Origin of the sequence: Streptococcus salivarius, assembly GCF_009738225.1 — a bacterium.
In the GTDB taxonomy this organism is placed as follows: Bacteria; Bacillota; Bacilli; order Lactobacillales; family Streptococcaceae; genus Streptococcus.
In genome coordinates this window covers 2,215,020-2,240,856 of record NZ_CP018187.1, presented here as the reverse complement: position 1 = coordinate 2,240,856, position 25,837 = coordinate 2,215,020, and the positions used below count along the sequence as shown (strand labels likewise).

27 protein-coding genes are annotated in these 25,837 nt (G+C 37.1%); 21 read left to right on the top strand and 6 right to left on the bottom strand.

Features of this window, described 5'->3' with window-relative positions; all coding sequences use genetic code 11:
• Nucleotide 1: 1 nt before the first annotated feature.
• Nucleotides 2-379 carry a S4 domain-containing protein YaaA gene (gene yaaA / locus BSR19_RS10440; RefSeq protein ID WP_049528182.1) on the bottom strand — a complete coding sequence of 126 codons (378 nt, stop codon included), beginning with the start codon at nucleotides 377-379 and terminating at the stop codon, nucleotides 2-4.
• Between the two features lie 77 nt (nucleotides 380-456).
• Here yaaA and yfmF point away from each other — a divergent pair, with 77 nt between their 5' ends.
• The 19 genes from yfmF to rpsD all read left to right on the top strand — a co-directional run bounded on the left by yfmF (nucleotide 457) and on the right by rpsD (nucleotide 19,957).
• Nucleotides 457-1,707, top strand: a complete 1,251-nt coding sequence (gene yfmF / locus BSR19_RS10435) for an EF-P 5-aminopentanol modification-associated protein YfmF (RefSeq protein ID WP_013991338.1) — start codon at nucleotides 457-459, stop codon at nucleotides 1,705-1,707.
• A 1-nt stretch (nucleotide 1,708) separates the two neighbouring features.
• Nucleotides 1,709-2,986 carry an EF-P 5-aminopentanol modification-associated protein YfmH gene (gene yfmH / locus BSR19_RS10430; RefSeq protein WP_014632479.1) on the top strand — a complete coding sequence of 426 codons (1,278 nt, stop codon included), beginning with the start codon at nucleotides 1,709-1,711 and terminating at the stop codon, nucleotides 2,984-2,986.
• A gap of 58 nt (nucleotides 2,987-3,044) precedes the next feature.
• Nucleotides 3,045-3,902 carry a helix-turn-helix domain-containing protein gene (locus BSR19_RS10425; RefSeq protein ID WP_013991336.1) on the top strand — a complete coding sequence of 286 codons (858 nt, stop codon included), beginning with the start codon at nucleotides 3,045-3,047 and terminating at the stop codon, nucleotides 3,900-3,902.
• A 12-nt stretch (nucleotides 3,903-3,914) separates the two neighbouring features.
• On the top strand, nucleotides 3,915-4,457 hold the full coding sequence (pgsA, locus tag BSR19_RS10420; protein WP_002885640.1) for a CDP-diacylglycerol--glycerol-3-phosphate 3-phosphatidyltransferase: 543 nt from the start codon (nucleotides 3,915-3,917) through the stop codon (nucleotides 4,455-4,457).
• Nucleotides 4,458-4,469: 12 nt separating this feature from the next.
• A complete protein-coding gene (locus BSR19_RS10415; RefSeq protein ID WP_002885731.1) occupies nucleotides 4,470-5,300 on the top strand; it encodes an energy-coupling factor ABC transporter ATP-binding protein in 831 nt (276 codons plus the stop codon).
• Nucleotides 5,276-6,118 carry an energy-coupling factor transporter ATPase gene (locus tag BSR19_RS10410; RefSeq protein WP_045772057.1) on the top strand — a complete coding sequence of 281 codons (843 nt, stop codon included), beginning with the start codon at nucleotides 5,276-5,278 and terminating at the stop codon, nucleotides 6,116-6,118. The genes BSR19_RS10415 and BSR19_RS10410 overlap by 25 nt, the downstream gene beginning before the upstream one ends.
• Nucleotides 6,111-6,905 (top strand): energy-coupling factor transporter transmembrane component T family protein, encoded by a 795-nt coding sequence (locus tag BSR19_RS10405; RefSeq protein WP_045001313.1) that lies wholly within the window; start codon nucleotides 6,111-6,113, stop codon nucleotides 6,903-6,905. The genes BSR19_RS10410 and BSR19_RS10405 overlap by 8 nt, the downstream gene beginning before the upstream one ends.
• Before the next feature lie 300 nt (nucleotides 6,906-7,205).
• Nucleotides 7,206-7,787 (top strand): aggregation-promoting factor, encoded by a 582-nt coding sequence (apf, locus tag BSR19_RS10400; RefSeq protein ID WP_014632483.1) that lies wholly within the window; start codon nucleotides 7,206-7,208, stop codon nucleotides 7,785-7,787.
• A 183-nt stretch (nucleotides 7,788-7,970) separates the two neighbouring features.
• Nucleotides 7,971-8,669 (top strand): transglycosylase SLT domain-containing protein, encoded by a 699-nt coding sequence (locus BSR19_RS10395; protein ID WP_014632484.1) that lies wholly within the window; start codon nucleotides 7,971-7,973, stop codon nucleotides 8,667-8,669.
• A gap of 129 nt (nucleotides 8,670-8,798) precedes the next feature.
• Nucleotides 8,799-10,508 carry a hypothetical protein gene (locus tag BSR19_RS10390; protein ID WP_014632485.1) on the top strand — a complete coding sequence of 570 codons (1,710 nt, stop codon included), beginning with the start codon at nucleotides 8,799-8,801 and terminating at the stop codon, nucleotides 10,506-10,508.
• A 144-nt stretch (nucleotides 10,509-10,652) separates the two neighbouring features.
• On the top strand, nucleotides 10,653-11,774 hold the full coding sequence (gene mnmA / locus BSR19_RS10385) for a tRNA 2-thiouridine(34) synthase MnmA (RefSeq protein WP_014632486.1): 1,122 nt from the start codon (nucleotides 10,653-10,655) through the stop codon (nucleotides 11,772-11,774).
• A 19-nt stretch (nucleotides 11,775-11,793) separates the two neighbouring features.
• Complete coding sequence (locus BSR19_RS10380; RefSeq protein ID WP_045001316.1) at nucleotides 11,794-12,408, top strand: MarC family protein; 615 nt, start codon at nucleotides 11,794-11,796, stop codon at nucleotides 12,406-12,408.
• Nucleotides 12,409-12,549: 141 nt separating this feature from the next.
• On the top strand, nucleotides 12,550-13,005 hold the full coding sequence (locus BSR19_RS10375; protein WP_049528201.1) for an NUDIX hydrolase: 456 nt from the start codon (nucleotides 12,550-12,552) through the stop codon (nucleotides 13,003-13,005).
• A gap of 10 nt (nucleotides 13,006-13,015) precedes the next feature.
• The gene (gene mnmG, locus BSR19_RS10370) at nucleotides 13,016-14,917 is read left to right on the top strand and encodes a tRNA uridine-5-carboxymethylaminomethyl(34) synthesis enzyme MnmG (protein WP_049528204.1); all 1,902 of its coding nucleotides are present in this window, start codon (nucleotides 13,016-13,018) and stop codon (nucleotides 14,915-14,917) included.
• A 73-nt stretch (nucleotides 14,918-14,990) separates the two neighbouring features.
• On the top strand, nucleotides 14,991-16,955 hold the full coding sequence (locus tag BSR19_RS10365) for a DHH family phosphoesterase (RefSeq protein WP_013991330.1): 1,965 nt from the start codon (nucleotides 14,991-14,993) through the stop codon (nucleotides 16,953-16,955).
• A gap of 1 nt (nucleotide 16,956) precedes the next feature.
• Nucleotides 16,957-17,415: a 50S ribosomal protein L9 gene (gene rplI, locus BSR19_RS10360; RefSeq protein WP_002885729.1), complete on the top strand. Its 459-nt coding sequence runs from the start codon at nucleotides 16,957-16,959 to the stop codon at nucleotides 17,413-17,415.
• A gap of 43 nt (nucleotides 17,416-17,458) precedes the next feature.
• Nucleotides 17,459-18,820 carry a replicative DNA helicase gene (dnaB, locus tag BSR19_RS10355; RefSeq protein WP_002892156.1) on the top strand — a complete coding sequence of 454 codons (1,362 nt, stop codon included), beginning with the start codon at nucleotides 17,459-17,461 and terminating at the stop codon, nucleotides 18,818-18,820.
• Between the two features lie 25 nt (nucleotides 18,821-18,845).
• Nucleotides 18,846-19,148, top strand: coding sequence for a Veg family protein (locus tag BSR19_RS10350; RefSeq protein WP_002885699.1), 303 nt, complete (start codon nucleotides 18,846-18,848; stop codon nucleotides 19,146-19,148).
• Nucleotides 19,149-19,345: 197 nt separating this feature from the next.
• Nucleotides 19,346-19,957, top strand: a complete 612-nt coding sequence (rpsD, locus tag BSR19_RS10345) for a 30S ribosomal protein S4 (RefSeq protein ID WP_002885833.1) — start codon at nucleotides 19,346-19,348, stop codon at nucleotides 19,955-19,957.
• 210 nt (nucleotides 19,958-20,167) lie between these two features.
• Here the strand turns inward: rpsD and BSR19_RS10340 are convergent, their stop codons facing one another.
• Entirely contained in the window at nucleotides 20,168-20,356 is a 189-nt protein-coding gene (locus tag BSR19_RS10340; RefSeq protein WP_003095232.1) for a hypothetical protein, read from the bottom strand.
• Nucleotides 20,357-20,471: 115 nt separating this feature from the next.
• On the opposite strand from BSR19_RS10340, the gene BSR19_RS10335 reads away from it, so the two are divergent.
• On the top strand, nucleotides 20,472-20,834 hold the full coding sequence (locus BSR19_RS10335; RefSeq protein ID WP_037599356.1) for a DUF1304 domain-containing protein: 363 nt from the start codon (nucleotides 20,472-20,474) through the stop codon (nucleotides 20,832-20,834).
• Nucleotides 20,835-20,908: 74 nt separating this feature from the next.
• On the opposite strand, the gene BSR19_RS10330 is transcribed toward BSR19_RS10335, so the two are convergent.
• Nucleotides 20,909-21,448 (bottom strand): TetR/AcrR family transcriptional regulator, encoded by a 540-nt coding sequence (locus BSR19_RS10330; RefSeq protein WP_060972940.1) that lies wholly within the window; start codon nucleotides 21,446-21,448, stop codon nucleotides 20,909-20,911.
• A 128-nt stretch (nucleotides 21,449-21,576) separates the two neighbouring features.
• Here BSR19_RS10330 and BSR19_RS10325 point away from each other — a divergent pair, with 128 nt between their 5' ends.
• A complete protein-coding gene (locus tag BSR19_RS10325) occupies nucleotides 21,577-23,946 on the top strand; it encodes a YhgE/Pip domain-containing protein (protein WP_156247074.1) in 2,370 nt (789 codons plus the stop codon).
• Between the two features lie 38 nt (nucleotides 23,947-23,984).
• Here BSR19_RS10325 and BSR19_RS10320 read toward each other — a convergent pair whose 3' ends face one another.
• From BSR19_RS10320 to BSR19_RS10310, 3 genes are read right to left on the bottom strand one after another with little or no spacing between them, the layout of a single operon-like run.
• Entirely contained in the window at nucleotides 23,985-24,830 is an 846-nt protein-coding gene (locus tag BSR19_RS10320) for a DUF4097 family beta strand repeat-containing protein (protein ID WP_156247073.1), read from the bottom strand.
• Nucleotides 24,827-25,411 (bottom strand): DUF1700 domain-containing protein, encoded by a 585-nt coding sequence (locus tag BSR19_RS10315; RefSeq protein WP_156247072.1) that lies wholly within the window; start codon nucleotides 25,409-25,411, stop codon nucleotides 24,827-24,829. The genes BSR19_RS10320 and BSR19_RS10315 overlap by 4 nt, the downstream gene beginning before the upstream one ends.
• Nucleotides 25,398-25,724 (bottom strand): PadR family transcriptional regulator, encoded by a 327-nt coding sequence (locus BSR19_RS10310; RefSeq protein WP_060972952.1) that lies wholly within the window; start codon nucleotides 25,722-25,724, stop codon nucleotides 25,398-25,400. Before BSR19_RS10310 ends, BSR19_RS10315 begins: the two co-directional genes overlap by 14 nt.
• Between the last annotated feature and the right edge of the window lie 113 nt (nucleotides 25,725-25,837).

Below are 25,837 nucleotides of genomic sequence, written 5' to 3'. Positions count from 1 at the left end.
GTTAGGTTCCTGGGAAACGAACGGGTTTTCGTTTAGTTTTATTGCTTTCTTTTGACGGATGTGCTTTTTGTTTCTTTTTATTATCCTGATTCATTTTTTTAACAATGGCAGCAACACGTGCTTTTTCAGCGACTGCTTTTTGATGTTCTTCAATTTCATTTGTCGTAGGAGCTACAATCGTTATTTCAAGTTCCTCAGACGGAATGGTAATAACATCTCCATAACGAAGTTTTTTTCCACGACGTTTTTCATCCTCACCGTTGAATAAAACGGTATTATTAGCCAAGAAACCTTTTATAGCTCCTCCACTATGAATGATACTTAATTCTTTTAAAAGTGCCTGCAGTGTGATGTATTCACCAAATAATTTATATTCCATAGTACCTCAACTTTCTCTTGAGATAAGATAGCATAAAAATGGTATAATTGGAAGCATAAACTTTTTAGAGGTTATCAATGAAAATTGCTGATGGTGTCTATGTACACTTCATTCCAACACAAAAATATAAAACTAATCGTATTGTTTTTCGAATGACAGGATCTTTGAATAAACAAACAATTGCTAAACGAGCCCTAGTTTCACAAATGTTAGCTACAGCCAATCAGACGTATCCAACAGTACAGTCTTTTAAAGAGAGACTAGCTTTTCTTTATGGAACACAGTTGTCAACTAGAGTGTCAACTAAAGGATTGACACATAGCGTTGACATCGAGTTGACATATCTGAAAGATACCTTTATCCCTACGAATGATGGATTGTTTTGGGAAGTGCTAGGATTTTTGAAAGAGTGTCTTTACAAGCCACTGTCAAGAGTAGCCCAATACCAAAATAAAGTATTTGACATAGAAAAACAAAATTTAATGACATACCTGGATGTTGACACGGAGAATAATTACTATTACAGTGAAGTTAAAGGAAGAGAGCTTTATTTTGTAAATGAGGGCTTGAAAGTTCCAAAATATGGTCAAGCAGAACTTGTTGAAGCAGAGACCTCGTTTACAGCTTATCAAGAATTTCAAAGTATGTTGACAAGAGATCGTATTGATATCTTTATGGTTGGAGAATTTGATGATTATCAAGTACTCCAAGCTTTACATCGTTTTCCTTTGGAAGGACGTCAAGTTGATTTACAGTTTAGCTATAGTCAACCTTATGTCAATGTTGTGAAAGAAAAGATAGAACCTAGACAGAGTAGTCAATCTATTTTACAGCTAGGGTACCAATTTCCGTGTCAATATGGAGATAAAGATTACTTTGCTTTAATTGTATTCAATGCAATGTTCGGTGAATTTGCCCATTCAGCCTTGTTTACAACACTTCGAGAAAAGGAAGGGTTGGCTTATTCAATTAGTAGCCAATTTGATATCTTTACAGGTTTACTAGAAGTTTACGCTGGAATTGAAAAATCTAATAGAGATCAGGCTATGCGAGGAATTAGTAGAGAATTGAATTACATTAAATTAGGACGTTTTTCAAGCTCTCTCCTGAATCAAACCAAAAAAATCATACGAATGAATGCTCTACTCTCTGAAGATCATGCCTTAACATTAGTGGAACAACGTTTTAATAAGGTGATTTTTGGCGATAAAAGTCTTTCATTGGAGAATTGGTTAGATGAGATTGAGAAGGTTACTAAAAAAGATGTTTGCCGTGTAGCACGTCAAGTTAAGCTACAGAGTTTGTTCTTTTTAGAAGGAGTGTCTTAAAATGGCTGCTTTGAAGAAACGTTATTATCAAAAAATTGATGAAGAAGTTTATTCAGCAATTTTAGATAATGGTATGTCTTTATCAATCATTAAGAAAAAAGGATTTGTAGAAAAAGTCGCCTTTTTGTCAACAAATTTTGGGGCGCTAGATAATCACTTTTATATTGATGGTGAGTCACAATCTTACCCTGCAGGTATTGCTCATTTTCTTGAACACAAGCTATTTGAGGATGAGCAGGGAAGGGATGTGACATTGGATTTTGTCAAGCTTGGAGCTGATGTCAATGCTTTTACAACATTGGAGAAGACAACATATTATTTTTCTACCCTTGACCACTTTGAGGAGTCTTTAGAGCTTTTATTAAAGTTTACATCGAGCTTTACAAGTTCTGAAGATGCTGTCAATCATGAAAAAAGAATTATTGAACAAGAGATAAATATGTATCAGGATGATCCTGACTACAGAGTTTATCTAGGTTGTTTACAAAGTTTGTATCCTAATACTATATTAGGACAAGATATTGCTGGAAGTGTTGATAGCATTGAAGAAATTACTGTAAAGGACTTAAAAGATAATTTTGATTGCTTTTACAGGCCAGCAAACTGTCATCTCGTCTTAGTGGGCGATTTTGATGTTGGAAACATTTACACTCTTGTCAATGAAAAACAAAGTAAGTTTACACCACCTGAGAGAATAGTCGAGAAAGAAAAGCACCCTATTGAGTCAGATATCCAAAAATTAGATAGTCTTCAAATGGAGATATTCATCTCAAAACTAGCCATTGGTTTTAAGAGTGTTCCTTTTACTGATAATCGTATGAGAGAAAATATACTGGTACAGTTATTGTTCAATTTACTGTTTGGCTGGACGTCTCCTTATTATCAAAATTGGTATGCTGAAGGAAAAATAGACGAGTCTGTGTCAATTGAATACGAGGTATCTAATCGATATTCATTTGTCGTTATGACTATGGACACTGCAGAGCCTATCCGTATGTCAAGTTTAATTCGTCAAGTGATGACATCGGCAGATAAAAAACGATTGTTGACGGAAGAAGCATTGGATTTACAAAAGAAAGCCTTGTATGGTGAATTTTTACGTAGTCTAGACAATATCCAGAATTTAGGGAGCCAATATTTAGCGTATTTTGAGAATGATAAAACATACTTTGATTTTGGTCAGGAACTGATGAGCATTACTTCCAAGGAGTTGAAGGATTTTTTGAATCACTATCTCTCAAATATGGAGATTACCGATTTTGTTGTCTTCCCTAAATAAGTGATTATTTGCTATAATAGAGACACGAAAACAAAGAAGAATATTAGAAAGGGGAAAAATGAAGTTACACTCTCTAGGTGAGCAATTACGTGCAGCGCGTATAAAGAAAGAGTTAAGTTTGTATGATGTAGAAAAATTTTCTGGAGTCGAAGCCCAGTTTCTTCTGGCTATGGAAATGGATCAACTTAAGGCTTTGCCAGAGGACATTCAGCAAGAGGCGCTTGAAAAGTATGCCACTTCGGTTGGTTTAGATGGAAAACGTCTGTTTGAGGAGCAGAGACAGAATGAGCAAAAACTAAAAAAAGAGAAGAAACCAGTTGAACGTAAGGAAGATACCTTAGCTGCTAAAGCTCCCATGTCACGCTTTTTAAAGCATAAACGTGAAGAAAAAAGAAAGTCTAACTATCTACCTTTACTAGTGCTTAGTGCGGTTTCGTTACTTATCATCTGCTCAGTAGGTTATATTATTGTTAGACATCTTTCTAATCAACCTCAAGTGATAAAACCAAATACTATCTCTACAGTTAATCATCTGTCGACGGCTAGTAAGGCTAAATCGTCACGAAGCATTTCTGAGGTTACCGTTTCGGGGGCAAATGTTACAACGACAACTCAAGGTAATCAACTAATGGTTGATTTCTCCAATGTAAATTCTTCAGTAGTTTTAGATGTGGAGTTATCAAAAGATAGTGATGACACATGGTTTTCAGTAGATAACTCAGATACTTCAGAGAGTTACCTCCTTTCAAAAACGAAAAATTCAAAATACTCTTTAGATTTTTCTGGTAAAACTAAACCAACTCAAATTATTATTGCTCAATCTTCAAAAGTAACTCTAAAGGTAAATGGGGAGTCACTTGATTTATCTCAATTAGATAAAAATACACCTAGCTACCTCACATTAAGAATCCAATAGAATCGAGAAGAAATGTTTAAAAAAGAAAATTTACCTAATTTATTGACACTTGCTAGAATTGTTTTGATTCCTATCTTTTTACTGATGACATCACTTGCGTCAAGTAATGTCATGCATATTGCTGCGGCGGTTGTCTTCGCTATTGCCAGTATTACAGATTATTTAGATGGCTATTTGGCACGAAAATGGCATGTTGTTACTAATTTCGGGAAATTTGCAGACCCATTGGCAGATAAGATGCTAGTGATGTCAGCATTTATTATGTTAGTCGGTATTAATCAAGCACCAGCCTGGGTGGTTTCAGTTATTATCTGTCGTGAGCTTGCAGTCACAGGTCTTCGTCTTTTATTAGTGGAGAATGGTGGTACAGTTCTCGCTGCAGCTATGCCTGGTAAGATTAAGACAGTGACTCAGATGTTATCTATTATTCTATTATTGTGTCATCTGCATTTTGTAGGAACAATTATGCTTTATATTGCTTTGTTCTTTACAATTTACTCAGGCTATGATTATTTCAAAGGTGCAGGTTTCTTATTTAAGGATACTTTCAAATAGTACGATAAATCAATGATTGAAATAAAAAATTTAAAGTTTAAATATCATCAAGATCAACCATCCTATATTCTTGATGATGTATCGTTTCACGTGAAACGTGGGGAATGGTTATCCATTGTAGGGCATAATGGTTCTGGAAAATCCACGACAGCACGTCTTATTGACGGACTATTAGTGGCAGAGTCTGGGCAGATTATTGTTGATGGTCAAGAATTAACAGAAGACAATGTCTGGGATATCCGTGATAAGATTGGTATGGTCTTTCAAAATCCAGATAATCAATTTGTTGGGGCAACTGTTGAAGATGATGTTGCTTTTGGTCTTGAAAATAAAGGTGTTCCCTATGAAGAAATGGCTTCAAGAGTTCAAGAGGCTCTGGAATTTGTAGGAATGTCAGAATTTAAGGATAGAGAGCCAGCTAGATTATCTGGAGGCCAAAAACAACGTGTGGCTATCGCAGGTATTGTAGCTATGAGACCATCTATTTTGATTTTGGATGAGGCAACTAGCATGCTTGACCCAGAAGGTCGCCAGGAATTGATTCAATCTATTAAAGCTATTCGTAAAGAATACGGAATGACTGTTTTATCAATTACTCATGATCTCGATGAGGTCGCTTTGAGTGACCGTGTTTTGGTTTTGAAAAAAGGTAAAGTGGAGTCTGTTTCAAGTCCTCGTGAACTATTTAGTAGAGGCTCAGAGTTAGTTGACTTAGGTTTAGATATCCCTTTTAGTGCATTATTAACTCAAAAGCTAAGAAATAAAGGTCTGATAGATTGTGAAGACTATCTGACAGAAAAGGAATTGGTAGAACAACTATGGGAATCTCTCTCAAAAATGTAAGTTATATCTATCAAGCGGGTACTCCTTTTGAGGGGCGTGCCCTTTTTGATATGACGACGACGATAAAAGATGGTTCATATACGGCCTTTATTGGACATACAGGAAGTGGTAAATCTACTATTATGCAGCTCTTGAATGGCCTTAATTTACCCACTAGTGGTCAGGTTCACGTTGATGATACGATCATAACCAGTCAATCAAAGAATAAGGACATAAAACCAATTCGTAAGAAGGTAGGTTTAGTTTTTCAATTTCCAGAAAGTCAGTTATTTGCAGAAACTGTTTTAGAAGATGTTGCCTTTGGACCTCAAAATTTCGGAGTTTCTAAGGAAGAAGCAGAACAACGTGCTATTGAAAGTCTAAAATTAGTTGGACTCCCGGAAGAGTTTCATGGACAGAATCCTTTTGATTTATCAGGGGGACAAATGCGACGTGTTGCCATCGCAGGGATTCTAGCTATGCAACCAGATATTCTAGTGCTGGATGAACCGACTGCCGGTCTAGATCCACAGGGCCGGAAGGAATTGATGTCTCTCTTTAAGGAGTTACATCTTTCTGGAATGACGATTGTTTTAGTTACTCACTTGATGGATGATGTTGCCGATTATGCGACAGCTGTGAATGTTATGGAAAAAGGGCAACTAGTGTTGTCGGGAGCTCCTAAAGATGTTTTTCAAAAGGTTACTTTTCTTAAAGAAAAGCAGTTAGGTGTTCCTAAAATCACAGAGTTTGCGCTACAGCTACAAGAAAAAGGTTATCAATTTGAAAGTCTCCCTATTACAATCGAGGAATTCGTAGAGGTGGTGTCGCATGGATAAGTTAATTATTGGACGTTATATTGTTGGGGACTCTTTTATACACCGATTAGACCCTAGAAGTAAATTATTAGCCATGCTGATTTATATTGTTATTATCTTTTGGGCTAATAATCCCTTAACTTATGCTGTAATAACTTTATTTACACTTTTCTTGGTTTTCTTGTCTAAAATAAAACTTGGTTTCTTTTTAGGTGGAATCAAACCAATGATTTGGATTATTTTATTTTCTACCCTATTTCAAGTTTTCTTCAATACAAAAGGGAGTGTGCTTTGGTCTATCGGCTTTTTAAAGATTACGGAAGTCGGTTTAAATCAAGGTTGGATGATATTCCTTAGATTTATCCTCATTATTAGTTTTTCCACCCTACTTACTCTAACGACAACACCTTTAAGTTTATCTGATGCAGTTGAATCACTTTTAAAACCTCTTACTGTTTTCAAAGTGCCAGCACATGAAATTGGTTTAATGCTATCTTTGAGTCTACGTTTTGTACCAACTTTGATGGATGATACGACTCGTATTATGAATGCTCAAAAGGCGCGTGGTGTTGACTTTGGTGAAGGAAATATTATTCAAAAGGTACGGTCAATAATACCTATTTTAATTCCTTTGTTTGCATCAAGCTTTAAACGAGCAGATGCTTTGGCGATTGCTATGGAAGCACGAGGCTATCAAGGTGGTGAAGGACGAATAAAATATCGTCGACTTTCATGGAATGGTCGAGATACCTTATCAATTATTGCTATTTTAGCTTTAGGATTAATGCTTTTTTATCTTAAGAGTTAATTCGTTGAGATAAATAAAAACTAGATCTTAAGACCTAGAAGTTTTAGATGGACGCCCACGTAGGCGTTCTTTTTTCGTCTAATCCCAACCTACTTGTAATATTTTTAATATCCCTAACAAGGGGATGTTATATTTCCAAGGTATCATAGATACATGGTTATAGTTCTTCAGCTTAATCTGGATTGAGAAATCCCTATATAGAGAAAGCAAGTTGATTTACCCATTAGTCATAAACAATAAAATAACTTAAAATCTTTGACTAATATGGATTGGACTATAAATAGATAAAGGAGCATCATCATGCAAAAAAAGAATACATCTAACACTAAAAAATTAGGTCTTTTTGGACTTGTTACAGTAGCAACACTTGGGGCAACAGCTTTAGCTAATGCAGAAACTTACACAGTTCAAAAAGGTGATACACTTTCAGCTATTGCTAAGAAAAATGGTACGACCGTAGATGAAATCGTTTCAAAAAACGGTATTCAAGATGCCAATAAGATTTCTATTGGTCAAAGCTTAACAATTAATGAAACAACTGAAGAGACTACAGAACCTTCAGCTACAACAGCTACAGCGGAAGCAGCTGTTGAATCAACACAATCAACAGAGTCTACACAAAGTGAAGATACTCAAGCGACCAATACAAATCTTTCTTCTTCAGAGGTAGCTGCCAAAGAAGAAATCGCTCAACGTGAGTCAAGCGGTAGCTATACAGCTCAAAATGGGCAATATTATGGACGTTACCAATTAGCATCATCATATTTGAACGGAGACTTGTCTCCTGAAAATCAAGAGAAGGTAGCAGATAATTATGTAGCAAGCCGTTATGGTTCATGGACAGCAGCTCTTGCTTTCTGGAATGCTAATGGTTGGTACTAAATCATTATTACTGACTTATGAGGAAAACTTGTAAAACCTCATACAAATAAGGGGAAAATGCCAGAATCTTGGCATTTTTTTATTAAAATGATAAATCATTGTAACATTAGACATAATACAAATAATCGGCAGTAATATTACTAAGTTATGATGAATGTAACTAGAATTAACTAGGAGGGATTTATGTTTAAAAAAAGTTATAAGGGACGCCGTATCAAATTAGCAGCGAAGAAATCATTGGCGGTACTAGTGGCAATTGTAACAAGTTTTATTGTCATTTTGGCAGTATCACTGTCTACACTAATTAATAAAGGGTTGGTTAATGCATTTTCAGATTCTGTTACCCCAGCACCTTCAACAGCATCAACAACGTCAGAATCGACAGCAGATTTAGTTAAATCAACAGAAATTAGCTCAAGCAAAGAGAATAAAGCTAACAAAGAAAAGGTTGAAGAAAGTAAGCCTCAGTCAGAAACAACAGGAGAATCGGTAGAATCAGCTGAAAAGTCTCAGTCAGATACTGCCACTATAAGCGCTGCTTCAACGAATACTGATACTACGTCGACTCAAATACTTGGAACAGCTCCTTCGGTTGCTGCAACTGGTAGTGGGTCAGTTGTTCTCTCAAATGGGAACACTGCAGGAGAAGTTGGTTCTTATGCGGCGGCACAGATGGCAGCAGCTACTGGTGTTCCTCAGTCAACTTGGGAGTCAATTATTGCGCGTGAGTCAAATGGTGATCATACTGCAGCAAATGGTTCAGGTGCATCAGGTCTTTTTCAAACAATGCCTGGATGGGGCTCTACTGCAACAGTTGAGGATCAAATTCAATCAGCCTTGAATGCCTATAACGCACAAGGTTTGTCAGCTTGGAATTACTAATATTAATAGAAGTTGGGAGCATGCTCTCAGCTTTTTAATTTGGATGTAGGTAATCTGTTTTATAGAGCTACTTGTTATTACTAGGTAGGGTATGGCCTTTTTGTTATAATAGGAATGAAAGGTATAGCAATGAAACAAATTTTTAAATCAAGAGAAAAGTTGTGGGTTTCTCTTATTATTATAGCTTTTGCTGTGTTATTGGTTACACCACAACTACTTACAAGAAAAGTCATTTTAGGTTCAGATTCCATCTTTCACTATAACAGGTTCTATGAAGCTGCTATGCAACTAAAAAATGGTAACCTTTCTTACTTTTTATCTTTATATGGATTCCAACAGTCAGGCCGCATTGTCAATGCTCTTTACGGTCCTTTTTTTGCCTATTTACAAGGAGGGCTTATTTTAATAAGTGGCACTTGGTTTCGTTATCAGATTGTGTCAAGGGTATTACTACATATACTAGCAGAGTCCTCAATGTATGCCTTGCTCAAGCAGTGTAAAGTTAAGACAAACATTGCCTTGTCACTAGGTTTACTCTATGCGACAACATTCTCTATCCAATACTGGACGATGCGTCAGGGTTTCTCTAGTTGGGGAGCAGCTTTACTACCTTTTTGTTTTATTCCAGCAATTCACTATGTCTTTTATCAAAAAGTAGAACCAATTAGACTTGCCTTGTCTATGGCATTGATTTTTCAGGTTCACGTACTCAGTGCTTTGATATTAGTGATGATGTATCTTCCTTTTTATCTTTACACTTTTGTAAAGTCTCCTATCGCTAAGAAAAAGGAAACCTTCGTTCAAGTCCTTATAGCAGTCATTCTATTCCTCTTACTGACTGTCAATGTCTGGTTAGTACTCCTATATTTGAGAGGGACTAATCATCTCTTAGATCCATTTATAAATAGAGAAATAGGTAAGAATGGGATAGATGGGACAGCAAGATATTGGCTATATACCCCAATTTCCTTAATGGTGTTACTCATTTTACAGTTTCTTTACGCTGTTTTGAATTGGAAGAAATTTGCTAGATGGAAAAAAATACTGCATTTTATTTATTTTGTCTTTTTCTTCTTGTCGACAGGTCTTTTTCCGTGGCAGCATCTAGTAGAAAATGGAAACACATTTGCTGAACTGATTCAATTTCCATTTAGATTCTTTGTTCCTGCCACCATTTTACTTTTAGCAATTACGGGGTTAACGGTCACGCGATTTGTAAACTGGCGAAAAAGTATTGCTGTTTTACTCTTTGCCTTTGCGGGTGTTGGTCTCATTCAGAATATGATGGATACTACCGATCGTGTAAAAACTGCGGCACAAGATGGTGAACTTATTTCCATTGTTAAACATACTTACGTTGAAGGAGATTACCAGACGATAAGTCTTACCATGAATGACAGTGACTTGTCACAGTTTTTAAATTTAGTTGTCAAACCCACACCAGATTACGTACCTATTTATGGGACAATAGGTAAGCAGAACACTTATGATCTTTATTACGAAAATATCGTTACGAATCAGAAGGCAGAAAAGCTACTAGAAGATGGTAATCTTGTATTAACTTGGCAAGCTGCTGAAGGGGAGGAACTGAATCTACCGATAGTTGTCTATAAAGATTCCATCTTGACACTAAATGGTAAAGAATTAGACAAGGATGCCTATAACTTGTCAACGATTGGTACACCGACCGTTTCATCACAAGAAGGACAGAATAAACTTGTGTTAAGTTATAAGGAGCCAGGATGGCTATTTGTAGCGTTATTGATTCCAATAATAGTCTTAGGAGTAATAGGTTTACAGTGGCTTTACACGAAAACAAGTATCAAAAAGGTTGCCTAGTGGTAACCTTTTTGCATTATTCTTTAATCATGATATAATTAAGCTTGCGTGCTTTTACGCTTCAAAATCGATCTTCAAATCGATATTTGAATAACTAGACCCTTCAAGTCTATGTTAATTTTTATTTGATGGGAGGAGTTATCTATGACTGATAATTCAAAAACACGTGTTGTTGTCGGTATGAGTGGTGGCGTTGATTCATCAGTAACAGCCTTACTTTTAAAAGAGCAAGGTTATGATGTAATCGGTGTTTTCATGAAAAACTGGGATGACACAGATGAATTTGGTGTGTGTACCGCAACCGAAGATTATAAAGATGTAGCAGCAGTAGCTGATCAGATTGGTATCCCCTATTACTCTGTCAACTTTGAAAAAGAGTACTGGGATCGTGTATTTGAGTATTTCTTAGCAGAGTACCGTGCAGGCCGTACCCCTAATCCAGACGTTATGTGTAATAAGGAAATCAAGTTTAAGGCTTTCTTAGATTATGCGATGACATTGGGAGCGGATTATGTGGCTACAGGACATTACGCTCAAGTTGTTCGCGATGAAGACGGCATTGTCCATATGTTGCGTGGTGCAGATAACAATAAAGATCAAACCTACTTCCTTAGTCAACTTTCGCAAGAGCAGTTGCAGAAAACGATGTTTCCTTTAGGACATCTACAAAAGCCAGATGTTCGTGAGATTGCTGAACGTGCAGGTCTTGCAACAGCCAAGAAAAAAGATTCAACAGGAATATGTTTTATTGGTGAGAAAAACTTTAAAGAGTTTCTTAGTCAATACTTGCCAGCTCAAAAAGGTCGTATGATGACTGTCGATGGTCGTGATATGGGTGAACACAACGGACTCATGTATTACACTATTGGTCAACGTGGTGGTATGGGTATTGGTGGCCAAAAAGGTGGCGATAATGCTCCTTGGTTTGTAGTAGGAAAAGATCTTTCTAAAAATATTCTTTACGTGGGTCAAGGTTTCCACCATGAGTCCTTGATGTCAACTTCTCTTGACGCTTCAATGATTCACTTTACTCGAGATATGCCAGAAGAATTTGAAATGGAATGCACAGCAAAATTCCGTTATCGTCAACCTGATAGTAAAGTTACTGTAAAGGTTAAGGGTGATAAAGCAGAGGTTGTTTTTGCTGAACCTCAGCGTGCTATTACACCAGGTCAAGCCGTTGTTTTCTATGATGGTCAGGAATGCTTGGGCGGCGGTATTATTGACCAAGCGTATAAAGACGGAAAAGTTTGTCAGTATATCTAACTGGAGTTAAGTAAAAACGATGAGTTCTCAATTTTTTTATGCATTTATGGCATTTTTCGCTATAATGAACCCAATTTCAAATCTTCCTGCTTACATGGCTTTAGTAGCAGATGATAGTCAAAAAATTTCACGAAAAATTGCTTTTAGGAGTCTTTTGATTGCCTTTGTTATTGTAACTGTTTTTATCTTTTCAGGAGATTTCATTTTTAAAGTATTTGGAATTACAATTATTTCTTTCAGAATTGCTGGCGGAATATTAGTGGCTGTTATCGGTTATCATATGATTAATGGTAATCATTCACCCAGCTATAAAGGAATGGAGCAGCAAGCAGTAAATTCAGATCCAATGTCTATTGCTATTTCTCCTCTTGCAATGCCACTTTTTGCGGGACCAGGTACAATTACAACTGCTTTAAGTCTGGCTAATGGAGGTTTGCAGAATCAACTGATAACCGTAGTTGCTTTTGCTCTACTATGTGTCATCACTTATCTCCTGTTAAGAAGTGCAAAACAAATTGCAGGCTTCTTGGGAGAAAATTTGATGAAAATTATAACGAAAATGATGGGACTTTTACTATTCTCCATAGGTATACAGATGATTATTGTCAGTGTGCAGACCTTGCTCAAACAGTGATTTGCATTGACAAAACGATTTGATTTGATAAAATAACTTTAACAATAGTCATGATGGTCAAAGCTCATGGATGTTGCAGGCTTTTTGTTCTGCACTTCTCAGAGTTTTGACTATTTTTGTGTGGTTTCGAAAGGAAGTAAAATGAGGCAAAAGGATTTTCGGACGAAAATAGATTCTACTGTTTTTGGTGTGAGAGCGACTGCTTTGATTGTAAAAGATAATCGCTTGTTTGTCATTGAAGATGAGGACGGCTGTTACACAATCGGAGGTGCTATTCAGGTCAATGAAACTACAGGAGATGCTGTAGTTCGGGAAGTCAAAGAGGAACTTGGTGTTACATCTAAAGCAGGTCCGCTAGCTTTCGTGGTTGAAAATCGTTTCGAACAAACTGGTGTTCACTATCACAACATCGAGTTCCACTACTTAGTAGACTTACTTGAGGAGGCACCTTTGGTCATGCAGGAAGATACAAAGCAATTACCTTGTCGTTGGATTGCTTTAGATGATTTACATACTGTTGACCTGAAACCGGCCTTTTTAAAATCAGCCCTACCAGACTGGGACGGAAAATTACGACACATCCATCTTGAGAAATAGGAGAAATAGAATGAATTATAACTTTATAGAAGAATACGATATCATTGTAATCGGTGCTGGTCACGCTGGTGTGGAAGCTAGCTTAGCTGCAGCCCGCATGGGATGTAAGGTTTTATTAGCGACTATTAACCTAGAGATGTTGGCTTTTATGCCATGTAATCCTTCTATTGGGGGATCTGCCAAGGGGATTGTTGTCCGTGAGATTGATGCCCTTGGTGGAGAGATGGGTAAAAATATTGATAAAACTTATATTCAGATGAAAATGTTGAATACCGGTAAGGGACCTGCTGTCAGAGCTTTACGTGCACAAGCCGATAAAGCCTTGTATGCTATGACAATGAAGCATACAGTTGAGCGTCAGGAAAACCTGACTCTCCGTCAGTCCATGGTTGATGAAATTCTTGTTGAAGATGGTAAGGTAGTTGGTGTAAGAACAGCCACAAATCAAAAATATGGAGCTAAAGCGGTTGTTGTCACAACAGGAACAGCTTTGCGTGGTGAAATTATCCTAGGTGAGCTCAAATATTCTTCAGGTCCTAATAACAGTCTTGCATCTGTTACATTGGCAGATAACTTGAGGGATCTTGGCCTTGAAATAGGAAGATTTAAAACAGGTACCCCTCCTCGTGTCAAGGCATCATCAATTAATTATGAAGAAACTGAAATTCAACCAGGTGACGAAAAGCCGAATCATTTTTCATTCTTGTCGAAGGATGAAGATTATCTTCAGGATCAAATTCCTTGTTGGCTAACTTATACGAATCAAGAGAGCCACGATATTATCAATAACAATTTACACCGTGCCCCAATGTTTTCAGGTATTGTCAAGGGTGTAGGACCTCGTTATTGTCCATCAATCGAAGATAAAATTGTCCGATTTGCCGATAAGAATCGCCATCAACTTTTCCTTGAACCTGAAGGAAGAGAGACTGAGGAAGTCTATGTGCAAGGCCTGTCAACTAGTCTGCCAGAAGATGTTCAAAAAGAGTTGATTCACTCAATTAAAGGTCTCGAAAAGGCAGAGATGATGCGAACTGGTTATGCGATTGAATATGATATCGTGCTCCCTCATCAACTACGTGCAACACTTGAAACGAAGTTGATTTCAGGTCTCTTTACAGCAGGACAGACCAACGGAACTTCTGGATACGAGGAGGCAGCAGGTCAAGGTCTAGTTGCTGGTATCAATGCGGCTCTTAAAGTTCAAGGTAAACCAGAACTTATTCTCAAACGTAGTGATGCCTATATTGGTGTAATGATTGACGATCTTGTCACAAAAGGAACCTTGGAGCCATATCGTTTATTGACATCACGCGCAGAGTATCGTCTCATATTACGTCATGATAATGCTGACATGCGCTTGACACCTATTGGTCGAGAAGTTGGTTTGGTTGACGATGAACGTTGGCGTATCTTTGAAATTAAGAAAAATCAGTTTGACAGCGAGTTGACACGTCTGTCAAAAGAAAAATTAAAACCTATTAAAGAGACGAATGAAAAAATTCAAGCTCTAGGCTTTAAGCCATTGACAGATGCCATGACAGCTAAAGAGTTTATGCGTAGACCAGAGATTGATTACGCCACAGCTACTCAGTTTGTAGGTCCAGCTGCAGAAGATTTGGACGCGAAGATAGTAGAGTTGCTTGAGACCGAAATCAAGTATGAAGGTTATATTAATAAAGCTTTGGATCAAGTAGCTAAGATGAAACGTATGGAAGAAAAGAGGATTCCAAAAAATATTGATTGGGATGCTATTGATTCCATTGCTACCGAAGCTCGTCAAAAATTTAAGAAAATCAATCCTGAGACCATTGGTCAAGCGAGTCGTATTTCAGGGGTCAACCCAGCAGATATCTCAATTTTGATGGTTTATCTTGAAGGTAATAATAAGGCCCGCAGGAAAGTAGACTAACGGTGCTAACACGTTTAAAAGCCTTTTAATTAAGGCTTTTTTATGTTATAATTGTTAGATTAAGAGGTTTTATATGAAAAGATTTCACTTTGCAACGATTCATCTTGTAATGATTGGGCTAATTCTTTTTGGAATTGCTACTATTTTTGTTCGCGTACTAAAATCGGAGTCTGCACTCATTTTTGCGCTTTTTATTATTATGGTAGTAGTTGTTGCCTTATTGCATTACCAAAAGACAACATATGAGTCCTTAGAAATAGAGCAATTAGATGAACTGAATCAGGATGTTGAAGATTCTTTGAAGACCCTTCTCGGAAAGATGCCTGTTGGGGTTATTACTTTTGATGAGAACGATCATATTGAATGGTTCAACCCCTATGCGAAGCTAGTACTTTCGGATGAAAATGGAAATTTCAATAAGCAGTTGATTGCGGATTTTATTTCCCAGAAACGAAAGGGGTCACCTTCGAATGTGATAACCGTTGGTGATAATAAATATGCCGCTTTTGTGGATTTTGACAATAAGTTGACATATTTTATTGACAATGTTTATGATCAAGATGAAAATGCTGATCCAAATATGACTCGTCCTGTTATCGGGATTATTTCAGTTGATAACTACGACGATGTGACAGGAAGTTTACCTGATGCCGATGTTTCAAAAATCAACACATTTGTGGCAGGGTTTATTTCTGAGTTTGCTAAGGCCAAGCATATTCATTATCGACGTATTGAAGGTGATCGTTTTTACTTCTTCACCAACTACAGTGTTTTGACAGAATTCATGGATCAAAAGTTTTCTGTCTTGGATGACTTCCGTCAGCAGGCTCAGGAGCGTGGTTTACCACTGACTTTGAGCATGGGAATTTCATTTGGTACGCTTAAGCATGATCAAATCGGTCAGGTTGCCTTGCAGAATTTAAATATCGCACTAGTTCGCGGTGGAGATCAAGCTGTTGTCAAGGAAAACGATGATCACAAGGAACTTCTTTATTTTGGAGGAGGTTCTGTTTCAACAGTAAAACGTTCTCGTACAAGAACAAGGGCCATGATGACTGCAATCTCTGATAAGTTGAAAACAGTCGAAAAAGTGTTTGTTGTCGGACATAAGAATCTCGATATGGATGCTCTAGGGGCAACTGTCGGTATGGCTCATTTTGCCAGTCAAATTGTTCGAAAAAGCTATGCTGTTTACGATGATACGGCTATGAATGCAGATATTGAGCGTGCAGTCGAACGGCTAAAAGAAGATGGTCAGTCACCTCTTATTACACTTTCAGAGGCCGAAGAGTTAGTCAACCAACATTCGTTGTTAATTATGGTTGACCATTCTAAAATCAATTTAACCTTATCTAAGGATTTTTATGATCGATTTAATGAAGTTATTGTTGTAGACCATCACCGTCGAGATGATGATTTTCCTGAAAATGCTGTTTTGACCTTTATTGAAAGTGGGGCGAGCTCAGCCTGTGAATTGGTTACGGAGTTGTTGCAATTCCAAGGTGCCCCAGAACGTTTGAGTAAAATCCAAGCCTCTATCCTTATGGCAGGTATCATGTTGGATACTAAAAATTTCTCAACTCGTGTGACTAGTCGAACCTTTGATGTCGCCTCTTATCTGCGTAGTTTAGGAAGTGATAGTGGAGAAATCCAAACGATCTCTGCTACTGATTTTGAAGAGTATCGACGTATCAATGAGCTAATTCTAGCAGGTGAACGTATTACAGATGATATCATTGTTGCCTCAGGTGATAATCCTAAATGTTATAATAATGTTGTGATTTCTAAGGCAGCAGATACGATGCTTGCCATGGCAGGTATCGAAGCAACTTTTGTTGTCGCTAGGACCAGTGATTCTACTGTGAATATATCTGCTCGAAGCCATAAAACGATTAATGTACAACGTATTATGGAGAAAATGGGTGGTGGAGGCCATTTCAACTTAGCGGCCTGCCAATTGCGAGACTGTAGTGTTGCTCAAGCAAAAAATAAATTGATTGAAACTATTATGGGAGAATTGGCTCCCAAGGAGGACTAAAATGAAAGTTATTTTCTTACAAGACGTTAAAGGTAAAGGTAAAAAAGGCGAAATTAAAGAAGTACCATCAGGTTATGCCCAAAACTTCTTGATTAAAAAGAATCTTGCTAAGGAAGCGACAAACCAAGCTATCGGTGAGTTGAAAGGCAAGCAAAAATCTGAAGAAAAACATGCAGCAGAGTTGTTGGCTGAAGCGAAGCAAGTTAAAGAGCAACTTGAAAAAGAAGAAAATCGTCTTCAATTTACTGAGAAGGTCGGACCAGACGGACGTACTTTTGGTTCAATTACAGCCAAAAAGATTGCAGAAGGACTTCAAAAACAATTTGGTATAAAAGTTGATAAACGTCATATTGAACTTGAACATCCTATTCGTGCGATTGGTCTGATTGAGGTTCCTGTAAAGCTTCATAAAGAAGTGAGCGCACAAATTAAACTTAACATCAAAAATAGTGCTGAGTAATTCGTTGACACTATAAGTAAATCTTGTAAAGGAGGGAATAATTGTGGCAGAGGCTCAAGAATTACGAGTACAACCTCATGATTTAGTAGCGGAACAGTCTGTTCTAGGGGCTATTCTCATTAACCCGGAAAAGTTGATTACAGTTCGAGAATTTATCGAAGCAGACGACTTTTACAAGTATTCCCATCGTGTCATTTTTAAAGCAATGGTAACGCTGTCGGATCGAAATGATGCCATTGATGCCACGACAGTACGTACCATTTTAGATGACCAAGATGACCTCCAAAATATAGGGGGTATTTCTTATCTTGTAGATTTGGTCAATAGTGTCCCAACATCCGCAAATGCTGAGTACTATGCTAAGATTGTGGCTGAGAAAGCCATGCTTCGACGTATTATAAATAGGCTGACAGAGACTGTCAACCAAGCATATGAGGGCGCAACGGAATCTGATGAAATTATTGCGAATGCTGAGAAAGCCTTGGTTGATGTTTCAGAGCATAGTAATCGTAGTGGTTTCCGCAAAATATCTGAAGTTCTTGACGTCAATTTTAATACCTTGGAGATGCGTTCTCAGCAAACATCAGATGTTACTGGATTACCAACAGGTTTCCGTGACCTTGACAAGATTACAACAGGTTTACACCCTGATCAATTAATTATTTTAGCAGCTCGCCCCGCAGTTGGTAAAACAGCCTTTGTGTTGAACATTGCTCAGAATGTTGGCACCAAGCAAAATAAAGCTGTTGCAGTCTTTTCATTAGAGATGGGTGCAGAAAGCTTGGTTGATCGTATGTTGGCAGCTGAAGGGATGATTGATTCTCATGCTTTACGTACAGGTCAATTGACAGAGCAAGATTGGAATAATGTTATGATTGCTCAAGGAGCACTGGCTGAGGCACCGATTTACATAGATGATACCCCTGGTATAAAGATTACTGAGATTCGTGCACGGTCCCGTAAATTGTCACAAGAAGTAGAGGGTGGTCTTGGTCTCATTGTGATTGACTACTTGCAGTTGATTACAGGTACGCGACCAGAAAATCGCCAACAAGAGGTTTCAGATATTTCAAGACAGTTAAAAATCCTGGCCAAGGAGCTCAAAGTTCCTGTAATTGCCTTGAGTCAGTTATCTCGTGGGGTTGAACAACGTCAGGACAAACGTCCAGTCTTATCTGATATCCGTGAGTCAGGATCTATCGAGCAGGATGCCGATATTGTCGCCTTCTTGTATCGTGATGATTACTACCGAAAAGAGGGTGAAGAACCAGAAAATGCGATTGAAGATAATACCATCGAAGTTATCCTAGAAAAAAACCGTGCTGGTGCGCGTGGAACAGTCAAGTTACTATTCCAAAAAGAATACAATAAATTTTCATCGATTGCTCAGTTTGAGGAATCATAATTTTCAGATTTAAGGAGATATATATATGAGTGATGCATTTGCAGATGTTGCTAAGATGAAAAACATCAAGGAAGCTATTAAGTCACATGAAGGTCAGCTAGTAGAATTGACCCTAGAGAATGGGCGTAAACGTGAAAAGAATAAAATTGGTCGATTGACAGAAGTTTATCCATCATTGTTTATTGTTGAATATCAAGACTTCAGTTCCCAAGCAGGAGCTATTAATAATAGTTATGTTGAATCTTACACTTATTCAGATATTTTGACTGAGAAGACTCTCATTCGTTATTTGAGTCCTGAGGAACAAGCTGAAATCGAAAATAAATAAGAAAAAGCCTTTACTTGGGCTTTTTTTCGTGGTAAAATATTTAAGTATGTGAAATAATAGCAGGATAAAATGAAGCTCGTCAACAGGAAGTCGGCTAGAAAAGTAACCTTTGCTGTTTGGGCGAAGTCTTTCTGAACGAATCAGGTTTATCTAAAACGTTATTTCCTAAAAATATTTTTTATAGGAGGACATTATTAATGTCACGTTATACAGGTCCATCATGGAAACAATCACGTCGCCTTGGTTTCTCACTTACAGGCACAGGTAAAGAATTGGCACGTCGTAACTACGTACCAGGTCAACACGGTCCAAACAACCGTTCAAAACTTTCAGAATACGGTTTGCAATTGGCTGAGAAACAAAAACTTCGTTTCTCATACGGTTTGGGTGAAAAACAATTCCGTAACTTGTTCGTACAAGCTACTAAAGTTAAAGGTGGAACACTTGGTTTCAACTTTATGGTTCTTTTGGAACGTCGTCTTGACAACGTTGTTTACCGTCTTGGTCTTGCAACTACTCGTCGTCAAGCACGCCAATTCGTAAACCACGGTCACATCCTTGTTGATGGTAAACGTGTTGATATCCCTTCATACCGCGTTGAAGTTGGTCAAGTAATCTCAGTTCGTGAAAAATCAGCTAAGGTTCCTGCTATCCTTGAAGCAGTAGAAGCTACTATCGGACGTCCAGCATTTGTATCATTCGATGCTGAAAAACTTGAAGGTTCATTGACACGTCTTCCAGAACGTGATGAAATCAACCCAGAAATCAACGAAGCACTTGTCGTTGAATTCTACAACAAAATGCTTTAATTTTAAGATTATTGTATCGAAAAGCCTGTTGTTATGGGCTTTTTTGTTTGTCTTAAATCATTGATTTCTAGGTTTGTTCAGTTACAAGTTTCCTAAAGCTATTTCATAGAATGAGACGGCTTTTTGTTTTCGAATATTAAAAAGACCCCTAGTCTGATACAAGTGACTAAGGGATTCGTAACATGATGACAGATGATTTTGAGGTATAAATTATTTATTATCCAATCCGCCTTCAAAATCTGCTGAAACGTTTGAAACGTAGTTGGTGAAGTAGCTTTCAAAATCTTTTTTTAGTTGGTCGTACTCCTCTTCGGAGTAATCTTTATCCTCTATATAAGCCTGAAATCTAGGAATTCCCAAATCTTTTTGGAGACGTTGGATTACTTCTGTCTTTGTCATAAGAACCTCTCTTTCATTCTTTATTTTACCATATTTCAAATTGTATGAAGCATACATGTTGTTTTAAAAGTTTACTTTTGATATACTGTCAAAGTTATTTAAGAAGGAGGCTACTATGTCTATTATTACACTAATCTTAGCTGGGATTGTTGCTTTGGAGCATCTCTATATCATGTATTTGGAAACTTTTGCGACACATTCAGACATGACTAGTCGTGTTTTCAATATGAGTAAAGAAGAACTTCAACGTGATTCTGTTACAAACTTATTTAAAAATCAAGGGATCTACAATGGTTTGATTGCTGTATTCCTCTTGTATGGGATTTTCACAAGTAGTCAGCTACTTGTAACTGTTTTTGTACTCAATGTTTTCTTTGCTGCTATTTATGGTGCTATGACTGCAAATAAGAAAATTATTTTAACTCAAGGTGGACCCGCAATCTTGACCTTACTTTCACTTATCATTTCCTTATTTTAAGGTTTTTATTGTAAAAGAAAAAGCTGCTTTAACTGTTGAAATGGTTTGCAGCTTTTTATGCTTTTGAAGTTGTTTTATTGTGGAATAAATCGTAGAAGAAAATCTGTCATTTCTCGGGGGGATTCTTTCTTTCCTTTATTTATCCAGGCTTGACAAGCACCAAAAATAGCGTGTGCAAAATAAATACTGGCATAGTCTTTCTCAAATCCTTTTAGAGATCTTTCTTCAGCAGTAGGGACAATGAAGTCCTCAGCTATCATACGCTGAAGTTTATGTATCAGAAAATCTTGAATTTCTTTTGATCCATTGGTAGACAAAAGAGCTGATAGGAGTTTTTCACGAGTAAGAAATTCAAAGATTTCGAGGAAGGCTCCCTCCTTCTTTCCTTCGTATTTATCGAAGATATACTCTAGTTTATGGAAAAGCTCTTTCTGATAACTATCAATCATTTCATACTTATCTTTGTAGTGGGTATAAAAACTTGAACGGCTAATCCCAGCTGTTTGAACCAGACGAATGGTAGTAATATCATTGAAATCTTGGTTTTTTAAGCATATTACTAAAGCGTCTAAAAGAGCTTTTTTAGTTTGAGCTCGCCTTTGATCTTTTGACATACAAATCTCCTTTTATACACTTTTAGACTATGTGTCCAAAAACTAATTGTTTAACATTGATTTTCATGTAAATGAGTTTATAATTGATTATATCATAAAAATAAACACAATGTCTAAAAAGGAGAAATATGTTAGCAGAATTAAAGGCGCTTCTTAAAAGTCCAAAGCTCTGGATAACTATTATTGGTGTCTCATTGATACCCGCTTTATATAATCTAATCTTTTTATCTTCTATGTGGAATCCTTATGGAAATGTAAAGCATCTACCAGTAGCCGTAGTGAACAAAGATAAGAGCGCTAGTTTCCAGAATAAAACTCTAAATATTGGTCATGACATGGTAGACAATATGTCTAAAAATAAAAATCTAGACTATCATTTTGTGACTGAAAATGAAGCCAAAAAAGGAATTGATGATGGTGATTACTATATGGTAATCACTTTTCCAGAAAATCTCTCAAGTAATGCAGCAAGTCTTTTGACAAATGATCCTAAGAAACTTGAAATTTCTTATCAGACAACAGCAGGGCATAGCTTCGTTTCTTCAAAAATGAGCGATTCTGCCATGTCTAAGTTAAAGGATACCGTTTCTAAAAATATTACGTCAACTTATGTTGGAGCTGTCTTTAAGAGTATGTCTCAACTTCAGGGTGGTATGGGAACTGCGGCGAATGGAGCTAGTCAATTATATGCAGGTGCAGGCGCACTTCAGTCTGGGAGTCAGACTTTATCAAGTGGTTTAGGAACTCTTGCTGGTTCTACACAGACATTGGCTACAGGTGTTGATACCTTGAGTTCAGGTGCATCTGCCTATACTTCAGGTGTGTCAACTTTGTCAGGTGCTCTGTCACAGTTAAACGCTAACTCTGAGGCTGTTAATTCTGCTGCAGGTCAATTTGTATCAGGAGCAGATGCTATGAGTACCTTAGTTACTGGTGCAGATTCTTTGTCAAGTGCACTCAATCAAATGGCTACGGCAACAAGTTTATCTGAAGAACAGCAAGCACAGTTGTCAACCTTGTCAACTAATTTAACCGATTTAAATACAGCAATTCAAAATCTCAATACAGCGGTAAGTAACACATCATTACCTAGTGGAACATCAACAACATCAGTAGATACAAGTTCAATAGCGACTTATCTTTCAAATATTTCTTCTGCGGCTAGTTCTATAGCTACAGCTAGTGCCACTGACAAAGCGAATGATTTGGCTGCGGTACAAGGAACAGCTGCTTATCAAAGCTTGACGGCAGATCAACAAGCAGAGATTACATCGGCAATTAGTAACGCAGGATCTACGGCTAGTAGTTACGCTTCAACTATTGCATCAGAAGTGTCAAGCATGTCAACAGCCTTATCTAGCTTGACAGGTACGACAACAACTAGTAGCGGAGATTCAAGTAGTTTAGCTTCTCTACAAACATCTATCTCAGGCATTGCAAGTTCGGCGAATGCACTTCTTCCTGTAGCTTCATCAACGGTATCATCAATGCAAGCTAATATTGCTAATGTCAATTCAGTACTTGTCAATCAATTATCACCAGGAGCAACTCAAGTGGCATCAGGTGTGTCAACAGCTCAAAGTACTCTAGCAACAGGTGCAAGCTCACTTTCAACTGGTTTGTCAACTTATACTGGTGCTGTGTCAACGATTGCCAGTGGTGCTCAAACTCTAGATGCTAACAGTAGTAGTTTAATGACTGGTTTTTCTACTCTTCAAAGTGGTACAAGTGCTCTCAATGCAGGTGCTCAACAATTAGCAACTGGAGGAAACACCTTAACAAATGGTTTGACAAGTCTGTCAACTAACCTTTCTACATTATCTGATTCATTAAACAAAGCTAATCAGCAACTCTCTCTTGTTTCTGTAAACTCAGACAATACAAAAATGGTGAGTGCTCCACTCAAAGAGAAGAAAACTGATAAGGATAAGGTTGACACTAATGGTGTGGGAATGGCTCCATATATGATTTCTGTTTCTCTTATGGTTGTCGCTCTTTCAACTAATGTTATCTTTGCTAAGAGCTTGACGGGAAGAAACTTTACGGGCCGTTTTGATTGGGCTAAAAATAAGTTACTTATCAATGGTATTATTACAACTATGGCTGCTATTGCGCTTTATATTGCCATTCGATTTGTGGGAGTTGAACCAAATCATCCATTAGCTACATTTGGTATGATTCTCCTTGCAGCATGTACTTTAATGGCGCTGGTTACAGCCCTTGTAGGTTGGAATGATAGATATGGCGCATTTGCTTCCATGATTATGCTGCTTTTGCAACTAGGGTCTAGTGCAGGGACTTATCCAATTGAACTTAGTCCTAAGTTCTTTAAGGTCATCCAACCTTTCTTACCAATGTCCTACTCCGTATCAGGTCTTCGTCAAACTATTTCAATGACAGGACAGATCTCAGATCAAGTTCGTATGCTATTTATTTTCTTACTTATCTTTGTAGTTGTAGGTATTATTATTTATAGACCAAAGTTTGAAAATGAATAAACTAAAAGCCAGCTCTAATGTGAGCGGGCTTTTTTATGTTATTCAACAGTTATATCACCGAGATCTGAGGTAATGGTAAGTGTATTATCCTTTGAAATCTTAAGGTTATTTGTAATGTCAACCTCTCCTGAGTGACTATCGGCTTGAACATTGAGCATATAATCTTTAAGAGCTAGTTCAATATCACCAGATGTAACATCAAGTTTATTGTGACCATTGAAAATTAGGTTATCTCCAGAGTAATCTCCCATTGCAATAGATAAATCTGAGTTAGTAAAAAGTGTATGATTACTATCAACACTACCAACATCAAGGTTAGCTTTTAGGTTGCTGACAATCATTTTAGTAAAAGTTAGGTCCCCTACATTTAGATTGATATCTGCTTGTTTGATGGTGCTATTACTTAAATCTAGATTTCCAGTTGCTAAATCAACCTTTAAAAAATCAATCGTTTGTTTTTTAGGGAGTGTAATGACAATGGTTTTATTTCTGACTTCCTCGTTGAGAGTAGAAAGCTCTACTAAATCTTTTAATCCGAAAAAGTTAATATGTTTGTTAGAAGTTGAATCTAATTCAGAGTTGCTATCATTGATAGTCAATTGATCATCCTTTACAGATGTGTCAATTGGATTTTTTGTTTTTTGGTAGTAAGAAAGCGTTGCTTTGTCAACATCACCATTTTTTATAAGCACATTGTAGTTACTACTTTTAATATCAATTTTATTGAAGTTCTCAACTTCTTTCTTGACATAATCTTGCTCACTTATAGTTTGATTTTGTAAATCTGTTAAGCCACCTTGGCTATAACCCCAAGCTACTAATCCTCCTCCTAAAAATAGAGAGATAAGAGACACTCCGAGGACAATCTTTTTCCAAGTTTTCATGATTTTCTTCCTTTCTTGATGAGCCATTTAATCAATAGGGTAATTAGCTTTACAATAAGTTTACAGATTTCAAATGAAATCAAAAGCAGTAAGAGTGCTCCTCCAAACATCAATAGACCTAGACCTACTCCAAACAGTGTTGAAGCTAGTGAAATATTTAAGAGAGAGAAGCTTGTAAAGAAAGTGTAAACACCACTAATGAGTAAAGCAAAAGTAAGAGCTAAGGCAGTCACTATAACTGCGAAAATAATCATAAGAAGTGTCACTATCATAGCTAAGAAGAATAGTAGAATTGGTAAGGCGACTGGACTGGCTAAAACAGCTAGAATCGCAATCCAAAGGATAGTTGTTTTATTGCGTAAGCTACTCTTTTCCTCAATAATCTTTTCGTCTAGAAGACGACTAATGACTTCATGTGCTGCTTCCTTAGGTGTACCCAGTTCTGCAATAACCCGAGCTTCATTCTCAGGTCCAGCCTCTTCAAAATATTCCATGAAATATTCGAGGGCCTCTTCATAGTCCTTTTGTGGTAATTTTCGTAGATATTTTGTTAATTTGGCTATATATTCAGTCCTTGTCATGTCTTAATCTCCCTTCTACAATACCATCCATAGTTTCTTTGTAGGTTAACCATTCTTCATTAAGAAATTGAAGTTGATTTTTTCCCTCTTGGGTAATACTATAATATTTACGTTTACGCCCTTGATACGCTTGGCTATAGGTGGTCATATAGCCTGCTTTTTCAAGCTTTTTTAGAATAGGATAAAGTGTTGACTCCTTGATATTAGCTGCAAGCTTTATGGTTTGACTAATCTCATAGCCATAAGAGTCTTCTCTATCGATAATAGCTAGTATTAGGAACTCTATCAGGATTGACGATGTTGGAAAATACATAGTGTGCTCCTTTGCTTTTAGATATGTATAAAAATTATATATAATTATTTTACACATTGAGTGTATCTCTTTTAGAAAGATATGTCAATATTTTATATATAAAAATTTTATAT

Excerpts from the sequence above, each read along its gene's own strand:
- pgsA (WP_002885640.1), top strand. The coding sequence starts at position 3,915 with ATGTTTAAAAAAGAAAATTTACCTAATTTATTGACACTTGCTAGAATT.
- BSR19_RS10315 (WP_156247072.1), bottom strand. The coding sequence starts at position 25,411 with ATGACAAGGACTGAATATATAGCCAAATTAACAAAATATCTACGAAAA.
- BSR19_RS10320 (WP_156247073.1), bottom strand. The coding sequence starts at position 24,830 with ATGAAAACTTGGAAAAAGATTGTCCTCGGAGTGTCTCTTATCTCTCTA.
- BSR19_RS10310 (WP_060972952.1), bottom strand. The coding sequence starts at position 25,724 with ATGTATTTTCCAACATCGTCAATCCTGATAGAGTTCCTAATACTAGCT.
- BSR19_RS10340 (WP_003095232.1), bottom strand. The coding sequence starts at position 20,356 with ATGACAAAGACAGAAGTAATCCAACGTCTCCAAAAAGATTTGGGAATT.
- BSR19_RS10380 (WP_045001316.1), top strand. The coding sequence starts at position 11,794 with ATGAGTTCTCAATTTTTTTATGCATTTATGGCATTTTTCGCTATAATG.
- BSR19_RS10365 (WP_013991330.1), top strand. The coding sequence starts at position 14,991 with ATGAAAAGATTTCACTTTGCAACGATTCATCTTGTAATGATTGGGCTA.
- BSR19_RS10425 (WP_013991336.1), top strand. The coding sequence starts at position 3,045 with ATGAAGTTACACTCTCTAGGTGAGCAATTACGTGCAGCGCGTATAAAG.
- rplI (WP_002885729.1), top strand. The coding sequence starts at position 16,957 with ATGAAAGTTATTTTCTTACAAGACGTTAAAGGTAAAGGTAAAAAAGGC.
- BSR19_RS10350 (WP_002885699.1), top strand. The coding sequence starts at position 18,846 with ATGAGTGATGCATTTGCAGATGTTGCTAAGATGAAAAACATCAAGGAA.
- BSR19_RS10375 (WP_049528201.1), top strand. The coding sequence starts at position 12,550 with ATGAGGCAAAAGGATTTTCGGACGAAAATAGATTCTACTGTTTTTGGT.
- mnmG (WP_049528204.1), top strand. The coding sequence starts at position 13,016 with ATGAATTATAACTTTATAGAAGAATACGATATCATTGTAATCGGTGCT.
- BSR19_RS10410 (WP_045772057.1), top strand. The coding sequence starts at position 5,276 with ATGGGAATCTCTCTCAAAAATGTAAGTTATATCTATCAAGCGGGTACT.
- BSR19_RS10330 (WP_060972940.1), bottom strand. The coding sequence starts at position 21,448 with ATGTCAAAAGATCAAAGGCGAGCTCAAACTAAAAAAGCTCTTTTAGAC.
- mnmA (WP_014632486.1), top strand. The coding sequence starts at position 10,653 with ATGACTGATAATTCAAAAACACGTGTTGTTGTCGGTATGAGTGGTGGC.
- BSR19_RS10325 (WP_156247074.1), top strand. The coding sequence starts at position 21,577 with ATGTTAGCAGAATTAAAGGCGCTTCTTAAAAGTCCAAAGCTCTGGATA.
- rpsD (WP_002885833.1), top strand. The coding sequence starts at position 19,346 with ATGTCACGTTATACAGGTCCATCATGGAAACAATCACGTCGCCTTGGT.
- yaaA (WP_049528182.1), bottom strand. The coding sequence starts at position 379 with ATGGAATATAAATTATTTGGTGAATACATCACACTGCAGGCACTTTTA.
- BSR19_RS10335 (WP_037599356.1), top strand. The coding sequence starts at position 20,472 with ATGTCTATTATTACACTAATCTTAGCTGGGATTGTTGCTTTGGAGCAT.
- yfmF (WP_013991338.1), top strand. The coding sequence starts at position 457 with ATGAAAATTGCTGATGGTGTCTATGTACACTTCATTCCAACACAAAAA.
- BSR19_RS10415 (WP_002885731.1), top strand. The coding sequence starts at position 4,470 with ATGATTGAAATAAAAAATTTAAAGTTTAAATATCATCAAGATCAACCA.
- BSR19_RS10395 (WP_014632484.1), top strand. The coding sequence starts at position 7,971 with ATGTTTAAAAAAAGTTATAAGGGACGCCGTATCAAATTAGCAGCGAAG.
- apf (WP_014632483.1), top strand. The coding sequence starts at position 7,206 with ATGCAAAAAAAGAATACATCTAACACTAAAAAATTAGGTCTTTTTGGA.
- BSR19_RS10390 (WP_014632485.1), top strand. The coding sequence starts at position 8,799 with ATGAAACAAATTTTTAAATCAAGAGAAAAGTTGTGGGTTTCTCTTATT.
- BSR19_RS10405 (WP_045001313.1), top strand. The coding sequence starts at position 6,111 with ATGGATAAGTTAATTATTGGACGTTATATTGTTGGGGACTCTTTTATA.
- yfmH (WP_014632479.1), top strand. The coding sequence starts at position 1,709 with ATGGCTGCTTTGAAGAAACGTTATTATCAAAAAATTGATGAAGAAGTT.